Annotated in this window: 22 protein-coding genes and 2 pseudogenes; 17 read left to right on the forward strand and 7 right to left on the reverse strand. The window is 66.3% G+C overall.

What is annotated here, in order from left to right; genetic code table 11:
• A complete protein-coding gene (locus ACLQI9_RS10790) occupies nt 1-132 on the reverse strand; it encodes a hypothetical protein (RefSeq protein ID WP_324438573.1) in 132 nt (43 codons plus the stop codon).
• 155 nt (nt 133-287) lie between these two features.
• On the opposite strand from ACLQI9_RS10790, the gene ACLQI9_RS10795 reads away from it, so the two are divergent.
• On the forward strand, nt 288-947 hold the full coding sequence (locus ACLQI9_RS10795) for a TetR/AcrR family transcriptional regulator (protein WP_442380327.1): 660 nt from the start codon (nt 288-290) through the stop codon (nt 945-947).
• A 73-nt stretch (nt 948-1,020) separates the two neighbouring features.
• Nucleotides 1,021-1,794 (forward strand): SDR family oxidoreductase, encoded by a 774-nt coding sequence (locus ACLQI9_RS10800; RefSeq protein WP_442380326.1) that lies wholly within the window; start codon nt 1,021-1,023, stop codon nt 1,792-1,794.
• 45 nt (nt 1,795-1,839) lie between these two features.
• Here the strand turns inward: ACLQI9_RS10800 and ACLQI9_RS10805 are convergent, their stop codons facing one another.
• Nucleotides 1,840-2,724 carry an alpha/beta hydrolase gene (locus tag ACLQI9_RS10805; protein ID WP_442380334.1) on the reverse strand — a complete coding sequence of 295 codons (885 nt, stop codon included), beginning with the start codon at nt 2,722-2,724 and terminating at the stop codon, nt 1,840-1,842.
• Between the two features lie 120 nt (nt 2,725-2,844).
• Between ACLQI9_RS10805 and ACLQI9_RS10810 the strand changes: the two genes are divergently transcribed.
• Complete coding sequence (locus ACLQI9_RS10810; RefSeq protein ID WP_442380324.1) at nt 2,845-4,197, forward strand: FAD-binding oxidoreductase; 1,353 nt, start codon at nt 2,845-2,847, stop codon at nt 4,195-4,197.
• On the opposite strand, the gene ACLQI9_RS10815 is transcribed toward ACLQI9_RS10810, so the two are convergent.
• A complete protein-coding gene (locus tag ACLQI9_RS10815) occupies nt 4,194-4,733 on the reverse strand; it encodes a TetR/AcrR family transcriptional regulator (protein ID WP_442380323.1) in 540 nt (179 codons plus the stop codon). The genes ACLQI9_RS10810 and ACLQI9_RS10815 overlap by 4 nt on opposite strands.
• A gap of 148 nt (nt 4,734-4,881) precedes the next feature.
• Here ACLQI9_RS10815 and ACLQI9_RS10820 point away from each other — a divergent pair, with 148 nt between their 5' ends.
• Nucleotides 4,882-5,511, forward strand: coding sequence for an SDR family NAD(P)-dependent oxidoreductase (locus ACLQI9_RS10820; RefSeq protein ID WP_442380321.1), 630 nt, complete (start codon nt 4,882-4,884; stop codon nt 5,509-5,511).
• 67 nt (nt 5,512-5,578) lie between these two features.
• Here the strand turns inward: ACLQI9_RS10820 and ACLQI9_RS10825 are convergent, their stop codons facing one another.
• The 3 genes and pseudogenes from ACLQI9_RS10825 to ACLQI9_RS10835 form a co-directional block, all read right to left on the reverse strand.
• Nucleotides 5,579-6,394, reverse strand: a complete 816-nt coding sequence (locus tag ACLQI9_RS10825; RefSeq protein ID WP_442380319.1) for a thioesterase family protein — start codon at nt 6,392-6,394, stop codon at nt 5,579-5,581.
• A gap of 10 nt (nt 6,395-6,404) precedes the next feature.
• Nucleotides 6,405-7,247 carry an SMP-30/gluconolactonase/LRE family protein gene (locus tag ACLQI9_RS10830; RefSeq protein ID WP_442380317.1) on the reverse strand — a complete coding sequence of 281 codons (843 nt, stop codon included), beginning with the start codon at nt 7,245-7,247 and terminating at the stop codon, nt 6,405-6,407.
• A pseudogene (locus ACLQI9_RS10835) lies at nt 7,231-7,609 on the reverse strand (SRPBCC family protein). Before ACLQI9_RS10835 ends, ACLQI9_RS10830 begins: the two are co-directional and overlap by 17 nt.
• Before the next feature lie 129 nt (nt 7,610-7,738).
• Here ACLQI9_RS10835 and ACLQI9_RS10840 point away from each other — a divergent pair.
• The 3 genes from ACLQI9_RS10840 to ACLQI9_RS10850 are packed head-to-tail and all read left to right on the forward strand — an operon-like array spanning nt 7,739 to nt 10,790.
• On the forward strand, nt 7,739-8,659 hold the full coding sequence (locus tag ACLQI9_RS10840) for an LLM class F420-dependent oxidoreductase (RefSeq protein ID WP_442380315.1): 921 nt from the start codon (nt 7,739-7,741) through the stop codon (nt 8,657-8,659).
• A 59-nt stretch (nt 8,660-8,718) separates the two neighbouring features.
• Nucleotides 8,719-9,600 carry an acyl-CoA thioesterase gene (locus ACLQI9_RS10845; protein WP_442380313.1) on the forward strand — a complete coding sequence of 294 codons (882 nt, stop codon included), beginning with the start codon at nt 8,719-8,721 and terminating at the stop codon, nt 9,598-9,600.
• A 5-nt stretch (nt 9,601-9,605) separates the two neighbouring features.
• Nucleotides 9,606-10,790: an acyl-CoA dehydrogenase family protein gene (locus tag ACLQI9_RS10850; protein WP_442380311.1), complete on the forward strand. Its 1,185-nt coding sequence runs from the start codon at nt 9,606-9,608 to the stop codon at nt 10,788-10,790.
• Here ACLQI9_RS10850 and ACLQI9_RS10855 read toward each other — a convergent pair.
• Nucleotides 10,769-11,485: a DUF427 domain-containing protein gene (locus tag ACLQI9_RS10855; RefSeq protein WP_442380309.1), complete on the reverse strand. Its 717-nt coding sequence runs from the start codon at nt 11,483-11,485 to the stop codon at nt 10,769-10,771. The genes ACLQI9_RS10850 and ACLQI9_RS10855 overlap by 22 nt on opposite strands.
• A gap of 96 nt (nt 11,486-11,581) precedes the next feature.
• Between ACLQI9_RS10855 and ACLQI9_RS10860 the strand changes: the two genes are divergently transcribed.
• From ACLQI9_RS10860 to ACLQI9_RS10905, 10 genes and pseudogenes are all read left to right on the forward strand, one after another.
• Nucleotides 11,582-12,751, forward strand: a complete 1,170-nt coding sequence (locus ACLQI9_RS10860) for a CaiB/BaiF CoA transferase family protein (protein WP_442380307.1) — start codon at nt 11,582-11,584, stop codon at nt 12,749-12,751.
• Nucleotides 12,752-12,854: 103 nt separating this feature from the next.
• Nucleotides 12,855-13,424, forward strand: a complete 570-nt coding sequence (locus ACLQI9_RS10865) for a hypothetical protein (protein WP_442380305.1) — start codon at nt 12,855-12,857, stop codon at nt 13,422-13,424.
• Nucleotides 13,424-14,128, forward strand: coding sequence for an NIPSNAP family protein (locus ACLQI9_RS10870; RefSeq protein WP_442380303.1), 705 nt, complete (start codon nt 13,424-13,426; stop codon nt 14,126-14,128). The genes ACLQI9_RS10865 and ACLQI9_RS10870 overlap by 1 nt, the downstream gene beginning before the upstream one ends.
• Nucleotides 14,125-15,354, forward strand: a complete 1,230-nt coding sequence (locus tag ACLQI9_RS10875) for a cytochrome P450 (protein ID WP_442391667.1) — start codon at nt 14,125-14,127, stop codon at nt 15,352-15,354. Before ACLQI9_RS10870 ends, ACLQI9_RS10875 begins: the two co-directional genes overlap by 4 nt.
• Nucleotide 15,355: 1 nt before the next feature.
• Complete coding sequence (locus tag ACLQI9_RS10880) at nt 15,356-16,336, forward strand: zinc-binding dehydrogenase (protein ID WP_442380300.1); 981 nt, start codon at nt 15,356-15,358, stop codon at nt 16,334-16,336.
• A complete protein-coding gene (locus tag ACLQI9_RS10885) occupies nt 16,333-17,124 on the forward strand; it encodes an HpcH/HpaI aldolase family protein (protein ID WP_442380298.1) in 792 nt (263 codons plus the stop codon). The genes ACLQI9_RS10880 and ACLQI9_RS10885 overlap by 4 nt, the downstream gene beginning before the upstream one ends.
• On the forward strand, nt 17,121-17,531 hold the full coding sequence (locus ACLQI9_RS10890; RefSeq protein ID WP_442380296.1) for an SgcJ/EcaC family oxidoreductase: 411 nt from the start codon (nt 17,121-17,123) through the stop codon (nt 17,529-17,531). Before ACLQI9_RS10885 ends, ACLQI9_RS10890 begins: the two co-directional genes overlap by 4 nt.
• Nucleotides 17,528-18,262, forward strand: coding sequence for an SDR family NAD(P)-dependent oxidoreductase (locus tag ACLQI9_RS10895; RefSeq protein ID WP_442380294.1), 735 nt, complete (start codon nt 17,528-17,530; stop codon nt 18,260-18,262). The genes ACLQI9_RS10890 and ACLQI9_RS10895 overlap by 4 nt, the downstream gene beginning before the upstream one ends.
• Nucleotides 18,244-18,579 (forward strand): annotated as a pseudogene (locus ACLQI9_RS10900) (NAD(P)-binding protein); the annotation flags it as partial. The gene ACLQI9_RS10895 and the pseudogene ACLQI9_RS10900, both read left to right, overlap by 19 nt.
• An 11-nt stretch (nt 18,580-18,590) precedes the next feature.
• A partial coding sequence (locus ACLQI9_RS10905) for an alpha/beta hydrolase (protein ID WP_442391668.1) occupies nt 18,591-19,260 on the forward strand: 670 nt, incomplete at its 3' end.

A 19,260-nucleotide genomic window follows, 5' to 3' on the forward strand; every position in this document is an offset into this window, starting at 1 on the left:
CTAAACGGGCGGGTACGCCTGTGGCGGGTAGCCGTTACCGTCGACGACACCCCGCAGGCCCCACGTCAGGTACCTGAAGTAGAACTCGGCTTCGTCGGAAAAGTCGTAGCTGGGATCGGGATCTGGATTCATCAGACCACCCTCTCGATTTGCAGCGAATCGCGACCTGCCTCGTGCAGCAGTCTAGTCCGACGGGGGCGACGCACAACAGCGAACAACCGTTCTGCCTAGACTATCCAACTAGTTGATTGACACCGGGTACCCCGGCCTGCCGATAGCGAGTACACATGCCATCCGAGAACGGGCTCACGCGCCGCGAGGAGCTGCTGACTGTTGCCACCAAGTTGTTCGCCGCGCGCGGCTACCACGGCACCCGGATGGACGACGTCGCCGACGTGGTCGGGCTGAACAAGGCCACTGTCTACCACTACTACGCCAGCAAGTCGCTGATCCTCTACGACATCTATCAGCAGGCCGCCGAACGCACGCTGGCCGCCGTGCACGACGACCCGTCGATGTCGGCACGTGAGGCGCTTTACCAATACACCGTGCGCCTGCTGAACCAGATCGCCGCCAACCCGGAAGGCGCGGCGGTGTACTTCCAGGAGCAGCCCTACATCACCGAATGGTTCACCGAAGAGCAGGTCGCCTCGGTCCGCGAGAAGGAAACCCAGGTCTACGAGCACGTGCACGGACTGATCGACCGGGGCATCGCCAGCGGCGAGTTCTATGAATGCGACTCCCACGTCCTGGCGCTCGGCTACATCGGGATGACGCTCGGCGCGTACCGATGGCTACGGCCGAGCGGACGCCGCAGCGCCAAGGAGATCGCCGCCGAGTTCAGCACCGCACTGCTGCGCGGTCTGATCCGCGACGAGGCGGTCCGGACCGAGTCACCGCTCGGGGTCAGAACCGAAATCGATACAGCCGGTCGTAATTCGCGATGACCGGGATCGCGTTGAACAGTCGGTAGAGGTCCCGCCGAACGCCGTTGCTCAGCCAGCATCCAGACTGATGGCCATGACTGACATGTTTCGGCTTGACGGAAAGGTCGCCGTGGTCACCGGCGGCGGCCGCGGCATCGGCGTGATGATGGCGCGCGGACTGCTGCAGGCCGGAGCGACGGTGTATCTGTCCAGCCGCAAAAAAGCGGAGCTCGACGCCGCCGTCGCCGAGTTGTCAGTCCACGGACCGGTGCAGGCGATCCCCGCCGATCTCGGCACCATCGACGGAGTTCAGGCACTGGCCGCCGACCTCGCCGACCGGGAGGACGCCGTCCACGCGTTGTTCAACAACGCCGGTGCGGCGTGGGGGGCGCCGTTCGGCGAGTTTCCCGAATCCGGCTTCGACAAAGTTTTCGACGTCAACGTCAAAGGCGTCTTCCTGCTGACCCGTGCCCTGGTGCCGATGCTGACGGCGGCCGCAACCGACGACGACCCCGCGCGGGTAATCAACACCGGCAGCATCGACGCAATCGTCCCGCCGGGACGCGGCAGGGACAACTTCTCCTACAGCGCGAGCAAGGCCGCCGTGCACATGCTGACCCAACACCTCGCCGGCGAGCTGGCCCCCCGGATTCTGGTCAACGCGATCGCGCCCGGACTGTTCCCATCGCGGATGACCAAGGAGCTGCTGCGAGCGGGCCCGGACGCGATTGGCGCCCACTTGCCGCTGGGCCGCATCGGTCAACCCGACGACATCGGGGGCATCGCCGTCTTCCTTGCCAGCCGCGCCAGCACCTACATCACCGGCGCGGTGATCCCGGTGGACGGCGGCATCAGCGTCATCCGCTGAGTTCGATTCCGCGGCTCCCCCTCACGCCGATGCGCATCGTCGCCGCTAGCGCTTCAAGTTCTTGTCCAGGAACTCGATCTGGTCGGCGATCACGCGCTCGAACGCGTCGTCGACATAGATCTCGAAATGGCCTTCCGGGTAGAGCTTGACCTCACCGCGCGGCGCCGTCGCCGCGTAGCGGCGGGTCGGGCCCGACGGTGCGACCGAGTCGGTTTCACAGACGCAGAACAGGATTGGGCAGGTGATCTTCGATGCGAGCCGACCCGGACGGTAGGGCAGGAACTTCACACCGATCCGGGCGGCGACCTCGTTTCGCAACGTCGTGCCCTCAGGCACCAACCGTATATAACCGGAGTAAGCGTCGGGGGCGTGCATCAACGCCACCTCGCCCGGCCTGCCGGCGGTAGGGACCATCACCGGCGGCCTGCCGAGCCGGGCTCCGACGAGGTCGCGTACCGCCAACGCCGTAATGCGCGCGCTGATCAACGGGCTCATCGCGCCCAGCGAGGCGATGCTGTCGGTGAACGGGCATTGCGAGACGACCGCCGCGATCCCGGGCAGCCGCGCTGCCGTGGCGATTACATGGCCACCGCCAAAGGACGTGCCCCACAGACCGATTCGGTTGTGATCGATTCCCGCCAGCGTCTTGGCATACGCCACGGCAACGGTCCAGTCCTGCAATTGCATGCTGATATCGAGCAGTTGACGCGGCTCGCCCTCGCTGTCGCCGAAGTTGCGATAGTCGAACACCAGGCAGGCGTAGCCGGCGGCGCTGAAGCGCTCGGCGTAGGCGTCCAGCCGCATCGTGCGCACCGCGCCCAGCCCGTGCGCCATCACCAGCAGCGGCGCGTCGCCGTTGCCCGTCGGCCGATACAACCAAGCACTGATCCGGTCGCTGCCCGAGTTGAACCAGACGTCCTCACGTTGCATGCTCACGGCTATCTATCCTGCATCACTCGCGGCGCCGCCCGGGCGGGATCTGATGGCCCGGCTCCTCCTCATCGCCCTGCGGGCTCTGCATCGTCGCCGGGCGTGTGATACACCGTCGCCATGGCCTCGAGTGTGCTGCAAACCGTGTCATCGGTGGTGGGACCGAGTCATGTCAGCACCGACCCTGATGTGCTGGCCGGCCGCAGCGTCGACCACACCGGTCGTTACCGAGGGCGGGCGAGCGCCCTGGTTCGTCCGGGCTCGGCGGACGAAGTCGCCGAGGTACTGCGGGTGTGCCGAGACGCCGGGACTCACGTGACCGTCCAGGGCGGTCGCACGTCGTTGGTGGCCGGCACCGTTCCCGAGCACGACGATCTGTTGTTGTCGACTGAGCGGCTTTGCGCCATAAGCGATGTCGACACGATCGAACGCCGCGTCGAAGCCGGGGCAGGGGCCACATTGGCCGCGGTGCAGCGCGCGGCGGCCGCGGCCGGTTTGGTGTTCGGAGTTGACCTGGCGGCGCGCGACACCGCCACCGTCGGGGGGATGGCCTCGACCAACGCCGGCGGGTTGCGCACCGTGCGGTACGGCAACATGGGCGAGCAGGTGATTGGTCTGGACGTCGCTTTGCCCGAGGGGTCGGTGGTACGCCGGCATTCCCGGGTGCGGGCCGACAACACCGGCTATGACCTGCCGGCGCTGTTCGTCGGTGCCGAGGGGACACTGGGCGTGATCACCGCGCTCGATCTGCGGCTACACGCGGATCCGCCGCATCGAGTGACGGCGGTGTGCGGCTTCGATGACCTCGACGCGCTGGTCGACGCCGCCCGCCTGTTTCGCGACCTGGACGGCATCGCCGCCCTGGAATTGATCGACGGCCGGGCCAGCGCGCTGACTGAGGAGCATCTGGGGCTGGCCGCGCCGGTGCGCGGTTACTGGTTGCTGTTGGTGGAACTGGCATCCGATCACGACCAGACTGAGCGGCTCGCCGACGCTCTCGAGGGGGTGGGCACCTGTGGCGAGCCGGCGGTTGGCGTTGATGTGGCTGCGCAACAACGGCTTTGGCGGGTGCGGGAATCGTTGGCCGAGGTGCTTGGCGTCTACGGGCCGCCGCTGAAGTTCGACGTCTCGCTGCCGCTGTCGGCAGTCGCGGCGTTCGCCCGCGACGCGGACGCGTTACTGCGCCGCCACGCGCCCGACGCCATTGGCGTGCTGTTCGGGCACATCGGGGAGGGCAACCTGCATCTCAACGTGCTGCGCTGCGGCGAAAAGCAGGAACGCGATCTGTACGCGGCGATGATGGACCTGATCGCAGCATGCGGCGGCAACGTCAGCTCCGAACACGGGGTCGGCAGCCGCAAACGCAAGTACGTCGGCATGTCCCGCGAGGCCGCCGATATCGCGGCGATGCGAACGCTCAAGGCGGCCTTCGACCCGACCGGCTACCTCAATGCCGCGGTGCTGTTCGACTAGTCGGGTCCCGCCTTGATTCCCACCGCATGGCGCAGTTGGGCCAAGAACTGATCGGCGTCGTCGCCTCGGATCATGTAGTGCGAAATCGCCACGCGGATCGCGGTGGCCGCCTTCACCGTGGCGTTGGGCCCGGGAAGCAGCCGCTGCAGACCCTCCCGCATCTGTGGGATGACGTGTGAGAACTGGCTGATGACGTGCTCGGGCTCGATGTCGACCATGCGCACACCCGAGTAGGAATGCTGGTACTCGACGATGAACCGCAACGCGGCGTCGAGCTTGTCGACTCCTTTGAGGCCGGCTGTCGCCCGGCTCAGGCCGCTTTCGAAGCTCTGCCGCTCGTAACGGGAGAACGCCGAGAGCAGCTCTTCCTTCGAGGCGAACCAGCGATACAGCGTCGGCCTGGACACCCCGGCCTGGGCGGCGACGTCGGATAGGCTGAGCTTGCGTTTGCCGTTGCGGCTGAGGACCTCAGCCGTAGCTGCGAGGATCCGCTGCTGCGTCGAGGTGTCGCCTTCGATGGTCGCCGTCTGCTCCATACCCGAAACTTTACAAAATTTGGCCGAAGTGTCACGCTGTTTTGGTGTCATTGTCTAGATCCCTTGCCAGGGCCTCGCCCCCACGCCAGGTAGCTGACCACCAAATCTTAGCCGGGGCCCGGCGCATCGCCGCCGATCGGCTTCCGTCGTGAGTCAATCCAGGCCCTCCAGGGCGATTGTCATCACCGAAGCCTCGTCGTCCGTCGCGCTTGCGACTGCGGCGCGGTTAGCCGCCGGCGGGGATCTGGTGTTGATGGGAACCCGCCGGACCGCTATCTGTGAGCGGTTCGCGGCCCGACTCCGCGCCGATGGCGCGGCGGCCTTCGCCGCCTACCTGGACCTGGCCGATCCGCCCTCCATCGATCGGTTCGTCGAGTCCGCCGACTACCTGATCGGGTCGGTCGACGTGCTGGTCAGCGCCGCGGGCCTGATCAACGGTTCCTGGATTGGCGCGCAACACCTTGCGGCACAAGTCATCCCGCAGATGATCGACAACCGATGTGGTGACGTGTTGCTGATCAGCCCCAGTCTGGTCGGGCCGTCGCCGGCGACGGCAGATCGGATGCTCGAAGCGTGGGTGGCCGGCCTGGACGCCGAATTCGTCGGAACCGGCGTGCGGGCCTCGATCATCCGATCGACCGGCGGTGGGATAAAACCCGGCGACGTCGGATGTCTGATCGCGACGGTGCTCGCCTCGCCCCGGACGCACCTGCGCGTCGTCGACGTCATCCCACCGATCTCCGCATCGACATTGGCGAAGGAGCCTAGACCCAACTAGCGTCGAGATCGACGCTAGTGCGAAAAATCACGAAAAAAACTGCGCTAGTGTCGATCTCGGCGCTGGTCTAAGAGCGCGGGCGTCGGCGCACCAGCACCGACTGCTGGATGCTGCCCACAGCTCCGGTCTCGTCGAACAGGGTGCCCACCGTCGTAGCGATACCGTCTGGCCCGTAATTGGTTTCCGCACGGATGCCAATCCAGTCGCCGTCGGGAATCCGGTGCACATGGACGACGAGGTCGTTGTTCAGGAACGTCCACTTGCGGATGTCGAGTTTGGAGCCGATGCCATTGGCGCAGTCGGCCACCGCGAACAGCCGCTCCAACGGCGTCATCGCCTCGCCGTTGACCAGGTTCACCGTCGGCTTGATCCAGGATTCTCCCGGACCATCGTTCAGGGGTTTGGTCAGCCAGCGCCAGTCCAGGCTGTGCACATAGTTACGGTCCCAATCCTTTTCGAGATTGCGGCTGCGGGCTTCGCTAACTGGACGCGGCAGCGGTTCGGCCGCGTGGATCAACTCCGCGGTGTCGAGCTGCTGCAGCCGCCATCCGCTGGCCCGGGCTGTCGGCCGGAGCTGACCGTCGGGACCCAGCGCCAGCATCTCGGCGCTGATCAGCTCGATCTGCTTGCCGGGGCGCTCGACTTGCGAGCGAACCCACAAATCACCTTCAGCCGGAACCGGACCCAGCAAGTCGATGACGACCCGGCTCAGCCGGGTGTCGTCGCGGGCCGTGCAGCGCTCGAGCGCCCGGACCAACAGCGCCGACACCGGTGCGGCATGCTGCAGTGCCGCCGACCAAGTGCTTCTTACCAGGTCTGTGGCACAGAATTTTTCGCCCGACGGGTCGGCGTCATCGATCACCTCGTAATAGGAATCGGTCATCGTTCACCTTTCAGGGCAGGCCGGCGCCAGGAGTATCCACGATCACCGTGTCGAGCCGAGACAGCCGGGTACCGATCAACCGCTTGGGATAGGCGTCGGTGCTCGACAACATGAACAACGTGCGCCGCGCGGAGCCGCCGAGCACGCAGGCGATCGCGGCGCGGTCGCCGATGTCGATGCGATGAGTGACTTGTCCATTGGGGCCGCCCTCTACGATGCGCTCGAACTGGTGCGCCAGCGTCATCGCCGTCCACACGCCGCCATCGGCGTCGAGACTGATGCCGTCGGGTGGCCCGTCGAGACCGTCGGCGAAGACCCGTCGGTCCGACAGCCCGCCGTCGCCGCCGATGCTGAACGCGCTCAGTCGCCGGCCGACCGACTCCGCGACGATCAGGGTCTTGTGGTCGGCCGTGATCGCCATACCGTTCGGGAAGTCCAGATCTTGCGCGACCACCCGCACGCTGTTGTCCGGATCGACGCGCACGATGACGCCGCCCTGGAAGGCCTGCGACCCGATGTAGGCGCGTCCGAGGTGGTCGACGGCCATGTCGCCGAGGTCGGCCGGTGCGACATCGCTCAGATCGGCGATCGTGATGACGCTTTCACCGTCGTAGCGCAGTAGCTGCCGGTTCTCGGTCGCCACGATCAGCAGTGAGCCGTCCGGCCGGAATCCCAGCCCCGAGGGCGAATGCCCGGGCAGTGGCAACGTGGTCAGCGAGCCACCCGGGTCGACGGTGTGCACGGCCTCGCCGAGCATGTCGGAGAACCACAGCAGCCCCTCGAACCAGCGCGGGCCTTCACCGAAGCAGAAGCCGGTGGCCAGTGGCGTCAGCCCCTCAACGGTCGCCGTCATCGACCGCATCCAATTCTCGTGCGATCGCCGCGTGGTAGGCGTCGATCTTGGCGGGGTTGACTTGCTGGAACAACGCGTCGGGCAGCGGCGCGTGTTTGTAGGCCTCAATCGTCATCGTCCGGGTGAACAGCGTGATCTCCTCGCCCGGCCTGGTGAACCGGTATTGGACCGTGATACGGCCCTCCATACCGCCGTTGCCGTCGCGGTCATGGCCAAGCGGCCCAACGGAATTGAACATCCACAACTTTGGCCGCATCGCGATCGCGGGTCTTGGTCCAATTCGCCGGGTTCGTGACGAAGTCGTAGATGGTCTCGGGCGATCGAGCGAAGGCGGTTTCCGAACTCGTGGTCACAATGCCCAACTGCGTCACCTCCCTGTGGCGCTCGATCCGACCGGGCGGCCGCCCGGCTAACTTTACAGATTATCGTATAAGTGTCACGCAGTAATTTTGCAGGGATACTTCTCGGCGCTCAGCTAAGGAAAGCGGCAGATGCATTTCACCATCACCCACCCCATGCATAGCCACCCGTACAACCCGGAACTGGTCAGCGGCGACGGCATCGCCGCAGTAGCGGCGGCAGCGGAAGCAGCCGGCTTCGGTGGCTTCGGGTTGACCGACCACCCCGCTCCGACGCAGCGCTGGCTCGAGGCCGGCGGACACGATTCACTGGACCCGTTTGTGACGCTGGGCTTTGCCGCGGCTCGGACCACCACATTGCGGCTGATTCCGAACATTGTGGTGTTGCCGTATCGAAATCCGTTCGTAGTGGCCAAGTCTGGTGCGTCGCTGGATTTGCTGTCCGGTGGTCGATTCACCCTCGCGGTCGGAGTCGGTTATCTCAAGCGGGAGTTCGCCGCCCTGGGCGTTGACTACGAGCAACGGGCCGAGCTGTTCGATGAAGCCCTGGACGTGATCCGGGCCATCTGGACCACCGATGACGTCTCGTACGAGGGCAAGCACTTCACCGCCACCGGGATCACCGCCCACCCCCGACCGGTGAGCGAGCCGCATCCGCCGATCTGGGTCGGTGGAAACACCGCAGCCGCGCGGCGGCGCGTCGCGCACAAGGGCGACGGGTGGTGTCCGTTCCCCGCGCCTCCCGCCCTGGCTCAGACTGCTCGCACCGCGAGCATCGACTCGGTCGAAGTCCTCGCCGACGGCATCGCCGACCTGCGTCGTCGTGTTGACGAAGCCGGCCGGGACTGGTCGAAGTTCGACGTGGTCTTCACCAATTTCGACGGCGGCAGCCCGGCAGACGACGACTTCAACGCGGACGCCTACCTGACCGGCATGGAGAAGCTGGCCGCGCTCGGCGTCACCTGGCTGCAGGTGGGGTTGCCGGGCGACAGCCTGGCGCACGTCATCGACACCATCGAGCGATTCCAGACCCTGGTGATCGACGCCGGCTGAGATCGAGTGTGCGGCGGATAAGCCTTTACAAGATTCGGTGGAAATGTCACGCTCGCTGAGTGACCACGGAATCTGAGCAGACGCATTGGTCGGTTACCGGCCTGCTCGACTTGTTCGATGTGCGCGCGAAAGCGCCTGACCACTTCAGCGGGGACACCGGGATCGCCGGCGAGGACGAACGGCAGGTGGTGGAAGGCACGCAGGTGCTGGCCCAAGCGATCGTCGCGGTGGCAAAACGGTTTGCGGACAAGTCGGTTCGGTCGGTGCACGCGGTGTTCTCGCGCGCTGTCATGGTCGGGCAGCCCGTTGAATTCGACATCGACGTCGTCCACGAGGGCCGCTCCACCGCCACCGCGGTCGTCGGCGTGCAACAGAACGGCCGACGCTGCATCACCTTCACCGCCTTCGCCGATGTGCCGTCGGCCGATGTCATCCGCCACCAGCTGCCCCGTCCCGACGTGGTGGCGCCCGCGGATGCGAACTTCTCGCCGATGCCGATGGTCGGGCGGGAGCTCCGGCTGGTCGACGTGGTCGACATCAACAGCCCCGACGAAGTCGGCCCGCCGGAGCTATACGCTTGGCTGCACTACGACCCGATCCCGACCCGCGACGATTTGGCCAAGGCGCTGATCGCGTATTTCACCGGGCATCTGGGCATCTCGACCACGATGCGCGCCCACGAAGGCATCGGCACCAGCCAGTCGCATTTGACCGTGTCCACCGCGCCGCTGACGGTGACGGTGAGCTTCCACGAGCCGGTGTCATGGTCGGGCTGGCTGCTGTACACGCATGAGAGCACCCAGGTCGGCGCGGGCATGTCCTATGTCCGCGGCGCCGTGCACACCGAGGAGGGTGAGCTGATCGCGTCGTTCGCGCAGGAGGCGATGATTCGCCCGCTGCGCACCACCGACACCGCCATCAAAACCGAGGCGCGGCTGTAGCAGTCATGGACTTTTCCGTCGTTGAGCTCTCCACGGATGACCAGGAATTCCGTGATCGGTTGCGGGCCTTCCTCGGCGTCCACGTCACCGACGAGGTGCGCCGACGCGATCGGGAAACCGGGGAGAATTTCGACGCGGGTGTGCACCTGGCGTTCGGCGCCGAAGGCTATTTGGCCGCCGACTGGAAGGACGCATCCGAGGGCGGCTTCAGCTCGCTGCGCCGGCGGATCTGGGATTTGGAGATCGGCCGCGCGCACACCCCGTGGTTCCACTGGGGCACCACCGCCATGGTGGCTCGGAAGGTGCAGCAGTTCGGATCCGCCGAGCTCGCCGATGAGGTGCTGCCCGGGGTGCTGTCCGGCCATATCCGGCTGTGCCTGGGTTACACCGAGCCGGAGGGCGGCTCCGATGTGGCGACGTGCAAGACCCGCGCGGTTCGCGACGGCGGATGCTGGGTTATCAACGGCTCCAAGATGTTTACCTCCAATGCCCACAACGCCAAATACGTTTTCCTGCTCACCAACACCGATCCGGACGCGCCGAAGCACAAGAACCTGACCATGTTCCTGGTGCCGCTGGACTCGCCGGGCGTCGAGATCCAGCCCATCCGCACCATCGACGGCGACCGGACCAACGCCGTCTACTACAGCGACGTGCGGGTCGACGACAAATACCGGATCGGTGACGTCAACGGCGGGTGGGCGGTGCTGCGGGGGGCGCTTGACGTCGAGCACGGCACCGTTGACGGCGGTGACGACGGCCTGCAGAGAATCGCAGTGATGAGCGAACACCTGACCCTGATGGCCGAGGCGATCGACAGGATCGCCGCGTTGGTCGCCCAACCGGGCGTCGACGGCCGACGGCTGCTCGACGACAAGTCGGTCGCGTATCGGCTGGGCCGCAGTATCGCTCGCACCGAGGCGGCGCTGAGCACCCCGGGAATGTTCGGGAGGGTGGCGAATGCACAGACCATGCGTGATGTCGCGCCGGAGCTGATGGACGTGCTGGGTGCCGCGTCGGCGTTGCCGGTCGACACCAACGGAGCCGCCGACGACGGTGGCGCCGAATACATTTTCCGGCTGGCCTCACCGACCGGTATCTACGGCGGCACCCTGGAGGTGTTCCGCAACATGATCGCCCAGCACGCGCTGGGGCTCGGCCGCCCGAACTATTCGCCGCCGAGGTCTTGAGGCGCCACCGAGTCAGGCAGTTCGGCAAGAACTTCAGCGCGGGTGGCGTCGAAGCTGAGAAATCCCCTGATGGGCAGGCTTTCCGGTGGCGGGTCTTGGTAGCTCCACGCCACGTCCTCAACTTTCGCCTCGCCGATCACGGCTGACCAATAGGTCGCGACCCCTTTGTAATTGCAGTATGTCGAGGTGTCCGTTTGCCGCAGCAGGTCGGTGTGCACGTGCGACGGATCGACGTACAGGCGAGGTTCCAGCGCCGTCTCGAACACGATCACGGTGTCGTCGGTGTCCACCAGCGTGGTCCCGGCGATCGTGACGCGCAGACGACGCGTGGTGGGGCGGCAGTCGACGCGGTGGTACGGGTTGGGCGGGTAGTGCACGAGCGTCCGCCCCTCTTCAACCCAGCTGTCCACCGCGTCCCACGGCACGTGGACGAATCCAGGCGCCTCCGGAACCGGCTCACCGGGCAGACCATGCACCTCGTCGGCGCGAAATGCGTAGCTAAGCGGGCGATTTCGCCGGTGCACCAACAGCGCCCGCTCGGTGTCGATCACCATGCGCCCGCCGCGGAAAGCCTGAACGCGTCGGGGATGCGGTTCGACATAGACGACATCACGGGGCAATTTCAGATCGTCACGGGGCGAAAACCAGCCGGCGGGCTCGTTGCTGAGCGGCCCGCGCCCGGCGACCAGACTCACAAAGCCTCCCGGTCCGTCGTGCTCATCCTGGTGGTCAGCGTATAGCGGGCATCAACTGGCATCGCCCGGCACGGCATCGGTGAGAGGATGCCGGGCATGGCCGGACCGATGGAAGGCATCAAAGTCGTTGAGCTCGGCGTCTGGGTGGCTGGCCCCGCGGCAGGTGGCATCCTCGCCGATTGGGGTGCGGACGTGGTCAAAATCGAGCCGCCGACCGGCGATCCCGGGCGGTTGTTCGGCCGGATGTTGGGCCTCGATATCGACATCAGCCCGCCGTTCGAGATGGACAACCGCTCGAAGCGCAGCGTCGTCCTCGACCTCACCACCGACAGTGGCCGTGCCACCGCTGTCGAATTGATCAGCGGCGCCGACGTGTTCGTGACCAACATCCGCCCCGGCGCGTTGCAGCGGCTTGGGCTTGACTTCGCGTCGGTGGCGCCGGACAACCCGCGGCTTGTCTACGGACTGATCACCGGCTACGGCGAAACCGGGCCCGACGCCGACCGGGCGGCCTACGACATCGCGGCGTTCTGGTCGCGCGCCGGGGTGGCCCATCTGCTCACCCGGCCCGGTGACACGCCGCCCTTCCAACGCGGCGGTATGGGCGATCACAGCGCCGGCATGACGCTGGCGGCGGCGATCTGCGCGGCGTTGGTGGCCCGGGACCGGACCGGCTCCGGGCAGCTGGTGACGACCTCGCTGTATCGGCAGGGTGCCTACACGGTGAGCTTCGATCTGAACACCTACCTGATGGCGGGTCAGCCCATCGCCGTCGGACAACGGGAGACGATGGGCAACCCGTGCATGAACAACTACACCGCAGGGGATGGCCGGCGGTTCTGGATCGTGGGGCTGGAAGCCGAGCGGCACTGGCCGCCGTTGTGCCGAGCCGTCGGCCGCGCCGACTGGTTGACCGATCCGCGCTTTTCGTCCGCGCGGTTACGCGCCGTCAACGGCGTCGAACTGATTGCCGAGCTGGACCAGATCTTTGCCACCAAGCCTCTTGACGAATGGGCGGAGATCTTCGCGGGTGAACCGGATTTCTTCTGGTCGCCGGTCAACACGATCGAGGATGTCGTCGCCGACGAGCAGTTCCACGCCGCCGGCGGCATGGTCGACGTGCCGGATGGGCACGCCGTTGTTCCCATGGTCGCGACACCGGCGGATTTCCACGGCACGCCGTGGGCACCGCGTTCCACCGCGCCGGATCTTGGTGCGCACACCGACGAAGTTCTCGCCGAACTGGCGGCACGGCGCACCTCGTGACCCGATCGAAGCTTTACAGATTGACGTAAAAGTGTCACGCTGGGTCGGCCGGGACGGATGAGTCCGGGAATCGGTGGGACGTTCGATCTGCTTAAGGGATGCGATGAAGACCTTCGAGGTGGACTTCGAGAAACTGCGGCCGACCGCACCGCACCGCGACGGTGGCGCGGTCAAGTATCGCCTCGACGTCGTCGCCTCCAGCCCCGCCGACGTGGTGTGCTCCGTCGGCGGGTGGCTGTACGACCGGGTGCGGGCCGGCTGGGAGGTCACGGTGCTGCTGCCGCAGCCATCCGATACCCGCCCGTTGCAGATCCTGGGAATGCACGCATTTGACCTCGCGTCACAGATGCCGCCCGCGAGCACGGAGTGCGCGGCCCGCGGCCTGGCGGTCAGCGCGGACATGTTCGCGTCGGATATCCGAATTCGCCACGAGGTGCTCAACGCGCTCGATCGCTGGATGACGGAAGTCACCCTCTGGCATGACGGTTGGCCACTGGCCATCGGGCACCGGACAACGACGGTGCAGCATGTGCTCAGCGCCGCTGCGCGCGCATTCAAACGTCATGCCCTGACCGCGGCCGGCGTTTCGGCTACGGTCGGCCCCACCGAGACAATGCGCAGTGACATGAAGGCCTGTCTACCGGTCGATTCCGAACTGATCCCGGTCGGCTGATGCGGAGGTACCACAGCCACACGCTGCTCTACCTGCACGAGACGATCGCGCTGGGCTCTGGAACAAGCGACCGCTTCACCGAGGTATTCGTCGACACCTACCAGCCGATGATGGAAGAACTGGGCGCCCGGTTGTTCTGCGTGTGGGAAGCCACCCCGTTCAACGGACATTGGCCGCAGGTCACCATCATCTGGGAGATCGACGCGTTCGCCGACTATGCGCGCATCGGGGCGGCGCAGGCACGCGGCGGCAGCCACGAGGCGGCTGCCGGGAAATGGTCGGCATTCCTCGCCGACACCGGCGCCTCGGGGGAGGGGCGAATCGTGTACCCGGGGCCGAGCAACAAGACGCTCGCCCAGTTGCGTGACGCCAATTTCAGCGCGTCCGTGGTGATTCAAGAAATCATGCAGACCAAACCCGGCCGTCAAGACGACTACATCCGCGAGTTGGAGCGGCTGTACGTCCCGTGGTCGGAGCGCACCGGCAAGCGGTGGCTGGGTTCGTTCACCACCACCTTCCGCTACAACGAGGTCATCCACTACTGGGCGCTCGACGGTGGTTGGGACTGTTTCGCCGAGCACTATCCGTCGTGGAAGGACAACCCGCCCGCCGAGATCGTCACCTGGATGAGCGTCGCTCCGGCGCTTCGCGACGGCTGGGAAGACTCGATCCTGCAGGCCCTACCACCTTCGCCGCTGCAATGAAAACCGCCGCACTGCAGGATTTTTCGTACGACCCGTTCGATCCGGCGGTGATGGCGGACCCGCTGCCTTACTACCGGGTGCTACGCGAGCACCACCCGGTCTACTACCTGGACAAGTGGGATGCCTTTGCGCTGTCGCGGTTCGCCGATATCTGGGACGTGCTGGCGGTCAACGACGGAACGTTCGTCGCCTCGGAGGGCACCCTGCCGCCGGCCTCGACCCTGGCCCACCACAACGACGGGCCGGTCGCCGACCCGCCGTGGCATCCGCTGCCTTTTCACGCGGTCTTCGATGCGCCGATCTACGACGGCGTCCGGCAGGCGCACAGCAAGCCGTTCCGGCCAAAAGCGGCCGCGCAATTGGAGACCCGGATCCGCGAACTTGCCAACGAGCGTCTCGACGAGCTGTTACCCCGCGGGACGTTCGACCTGACCCAGGAGTACGGCGGAATCGTCGCCGCCTCCGTGGTATGTGAATTCCTTGGAATACCAGTGGATTTGGCGTCGCAGGTGCTTGCCTCGGTCAATGCGGGCAGCCTCGCGGAACCCGGCAGCGGCGTCGACACCGCGCAGGCGCGGCCCAACTACCTGGACTACCTGATCCCGTCGGTGAAAAAGCGGCGTGCCAACTCTTCGGACAACCCGTTGCCGGTGGTGGACGGTCTGATGAACTACCGGCTGCCCGACGACCGCGCGCTCGACGATGCCGAAGTTGCCACCCAGATGCTGTGCGTGTTCATCGGCGGCACCGAAACCGTCCCCAAGATCGTGGCCCACGGGTTGTGGGAGCTGCTGCGTCATCCCGACCAACTCGCTGCGGTGCGGGCGGACGCCAAAGCCAACGTGCCCGTCGCCCGCGAGGAGATGATCCGCTACTGCGCGCCCGCCCAGTGGTTCGCCCGGACCGCGCGCAAGCCGTTCACCATCCACGACACCACGATCGAGCCGGGCCAGCGGATCATCACCCTGCTGGCTTCGGCCAACCGCGACGAGCGCGAGTACCCGCAACCGGACGAATTCATCTGGAACCGGCCCATCCAACGCTCGCTGGCGTTCGGCCGGGGCCAGCACTTCTGTTTGGGTTACCACGTCGCTCGTCTCGAGATCGCCATCATGGTTGAAGAATGGTTGCGGCGGGTGCCGGACTACCGGATCATCGAGGAGTCCGCATTCCGTCCGCCGTCCAGCTTCCAATGGGGCTGGAGCAGGCTGCCGGTGGAGGTCTGAAATGTGGTCCTACCGGATCGTCGCCCCGTATCTGTTCGAGCGGACATCGATCCCTGAGAAGACACCCGAGTGCCTCGGCGACCGCCAGGTGCTGCTGCGGTTCTTGGCCGCCGGGGTCTGCGGCAGCGACATTCCGGCCTTTCGTGGTGTGCGCGGCCGACTTCCGGGCGACGACGGCCACAGCGCCGCCGAGAAAGACGGTTACCCGATCCATGAAGTCGTCGGGGAAGTCATCGCCAGCCGCCATCCCGAGCACCGGCCTGGTGATCGGGTGGTGGGTTGGGCGTCCGCGTTCGACGGGTTGATGGAGCGTGTGGTGACCGACGGCGACCAGCTGGCGCCGTACGATCCGGCGCTCACCCCCGCGCAGGCCATCGGCCTGCAACCGTTGGCCTGTGTGCTCTACGCCGTCGAGCAGCTGCCCGCGCTCGACGGCCGGCATGTCGGCATCATCGGGCAGGGCTCTATCGGCCTGCTGTTCTCGCGGGCGGCCAAAGCGGCAGGCGCGCGGCACGTCACCGGTATCGATCCGGTCGACCGCACGGGCATCGCCGCAAAGTTCGGCGTCGACACTTTTGCGCGGGCCACCAGCGACCGGTGGGTCAGTCAGCTGGCTCGCGAGGACCGGCCGGACATCGTGATCGAAGCCGTCGGTCATCAGGTGGCGACCCTCAACCACGCGATCGAAGCCGCCGGTCCCGGTGGCACCGTCTTCTACTTCGGGGTCACCGACGACGACAGCTATCCGATCAGCCTGCGGACGATGCTGCGCAACAACCTGACGCTGAAATCCGGTGTGACACTTGATCGTCGACGGATGCTCGACCTCGCCAGCAAATTCGCCGCTGAGCATCCCGGGCTGCTGGCAACGTATCTGACCCACACCTTCGGCATCGACGACGTTCAGGCCGCATTCGAACTGGCCTGCCGGCCGGAGCCCGGACGAGTGAAAATCGCGATCACCGAATCGGGTGCGGCATGACTGCAAGCCACCTGCAGCAGGCGCTGGCCCGCGGAAAATCCGTCTGGGGCGGCTGGATCACCGGGCCGACGTCGATCGGGCCAGAGGAATTCGCCCGGGCCGGATACGACTATGTCGGCTTTGACGCCCAACACGGCTACCTCGACGACGCCGACATTGCCAACATCCTGCGCCGCCTCGAACACGTGCCGATCGGCACGGCGGTGCGGCTGCCCTCTGTCGACCCGGCGCCGATCGGGCGGGTGCTCGACGCGGGCGCCGACGCCATCATCGTCGCGATGATCGAATCGGCCGAGCAGGCAGCCGCGGCCGTGGCCGCGACCCGATACCCGCCCGCCGGTGTCCGAAGCTTCGGCCCGCTGCGGGCCAGCCTTGGCTACGACATCGTCGCGCTGGAGTCCCGCGTCAGCGTGTTCGCCATGATCGAAACCGCCGCGGCGCTTACCGATGTCAATGAAATATGCGCTGTGCCTGGGCTTTCCGGAATCTACGTCGGACCCGCCGATCTGGCGATCTCGATGGGCGTCGAAGTCACCAAGGCAGCGTCTCACTCAGCCGTGCGCGACGCGATCGCCGACATCGAGCGCGCCGCGTCCGCCGCCGGATTGGTGTCCGGCATCCATGCCGGGGATGGCAAAGTCGGTCACGCCATGGCACAGCTGGGTTTTCAGATGATCACCCTGGCATCGGAATCGCAGGCGTTGCGGCGCGGTGCCGCGGCAGGCCTGAAGGAAGCGACCGCGCACGATGCACCCACCGGCAGCTCACCCGCGGGTAGCTACCAGTGACCGACAATCGAGCCGATGACGACCGTGCGATCCGCGACCTGTTGGCCTGCTACGCGTTGGCTCTCGACACCGACGACATCGACCGATGCCTAGACCTCTTCACCGACGATGGCGAGTTCGTAGTGTTCGGCCGGGAATTCAGCGGACGCGACCAGATCCGCGCCATGTTCGAGTCCGCGCCGCGCGGCCTGCACCTGACCGGAGTGTCGAGCATCGACATATTCGGCGACATCGCGACAGCGCGCTCCCAGGTGCTGCTCGTCGAAGCCGGCACGCTGCGGCTGCGGCCCGCCCTGTTCGACGACGAGCTGAGCCGCGACGGCCGACGCTGGCGATTCCGTCGCCGGCGATGCCGGTTCATCACCAGCGCCGGGCTCGGTGACCGCCCGGAGGTCACGACATCGTGACGACCGACCAGCGCGTCGCCCTGGTAACCGGAGCCGCCCGCGGCCAGGGCTGGGCCATTACCCAACGGCTGCACGCAGACGGGTTCTTCGTCGCAGCCTGCGACGTCAGCGCCACCGAACTCGCCAGCGCGGTCGACGGCCTCGGCGATGACGCGGTGATCGCGATTCCGCTGGACGTGATGTCGCCGTCGGGATGGCAGCAGGCCGTCGCGGTCACCGTCGACAAGTTCGGATCGTTGACCGCCCTGGTCAACAACGCCGGCGTGCTGCACCGCGCCTCGATCGGCGACGAGTCGCTCGAGGGATTCGAAAAGGCTTGGCGGGTCAACTGTCTGGGCGCATTCCTGGGCATCAAGGCGACAGTCGATCGGTTGCGCGCCGCGACCGGTGCAGCCATCGTCAACACCTGCAGCACCGGCGCGATCCGGCCGTTCCCGAACCACATTGCGTACGGCTCGTCCAAGTGGGCGCTGCGCGGCCTGACCCAGGCCGCGGCGGCTGAACTTGCGCCAGCGGGAATTCGAGTCAACGCGGTGTTTCCCGGACCTATCGCGACGCCGATGCTCGACGACGAGACCCAGGCGCGGCTGGCGGCAACGTCGGTTAGCGGGCGGATCGGCCAGCCGTCCGAGGTAGCCGACGCGGTCGCCTTCCTGGTCTCCGACCAGGCTTCCTTCATCACCGGTTCGGAACTCGTCATCGATGGTGGCCAATGCCTGAAAATCCAATGAAGGCGACGCTGTCGGTCGGCATCATCGGCGCCGGCCCCGGCGGCATCGCCTTGGGAATACTGCTGGCGCGGGCCGGCTTTCGGGACTTCACCATCTTCGATCGGGAAGACGGAGTCGGTGGAACGTGGCGGATCAACACCTATCCCGGGCTGGCTTGTGACGTCAAGTCGCATCTGTACTCGTACTCCTTCGATTTGAACCCGCACTGGTCGCGGCTGTGGTCGCCGCAGCCGGAGATCCTGAAGTACTTCGAGCGCTGCGTCGACGAGCAGGGTTTACAACCACATCTGCGACTCGGCACCGAAATCCGTTCCGCGCGAGGCAGTCGATGACGGAAGTGGATGGCCTTGGGCGGTTGGATCCCGCCTTGCGCGCAATTGCGACGGCGCGGACCGACTTTTCGCTGAACTCGATTCAACTTATGCGCGAACCGTTCAACCAGCGCCGCCGCGAGGCCGCCGAACACACTGACGCGCAAAGCGTGCGGATCGTCGAGGACACCGTGGTGGCCGAATCCGGCAGCGCAGCGGTGCGTATCTACTCTGGCGCCGAAGCGGATCCGGCACCGGCGATCGTCTACTGCCACGCCGGCGGCTTCGCACTGGGAAACCTGGACACCGATCATCGGCAGTGCGTGGAGCTCGCCCGACGCGGTCGCTGCACCGTGGTGTCGGTCGACTACCGGCTGGCCCCGGAGCATCAATATCCGGCCGCCCTCGACGACGCGAGTGCCGTGCTGCGATGGGTGACGGCCAATGCGACTGAATTGGGCGTCGACCCCGCGCGCTTGGCGGTGGGGGGCAGCAGCGCCGGTGCGACCCTGGCGGCCTGCCTGGCTCACGGTACCGCCGACGGCTCACTGCCGGCGGTCGTATTCCAGCTTCTGCACCAGCCGGTGCTGGACGATCGGGAAACCGCGTCGAAGGCCGAGTTCTGCACCAGCCCCGCTTTCGACAGCGAGGCAGCGGATCTGATGTGGCGTTATTACCTGGGCCCCG

The organism is Mycobacterium sp., assembly GCF_052143115.1.
In the GTDB taxonomy this organism is placed as follows: domain Bacteria; phylum Actinomycetota; class Actinomycetes; order Mycobacteriales; family Mycobacteriaceae; genus Mycobacterium.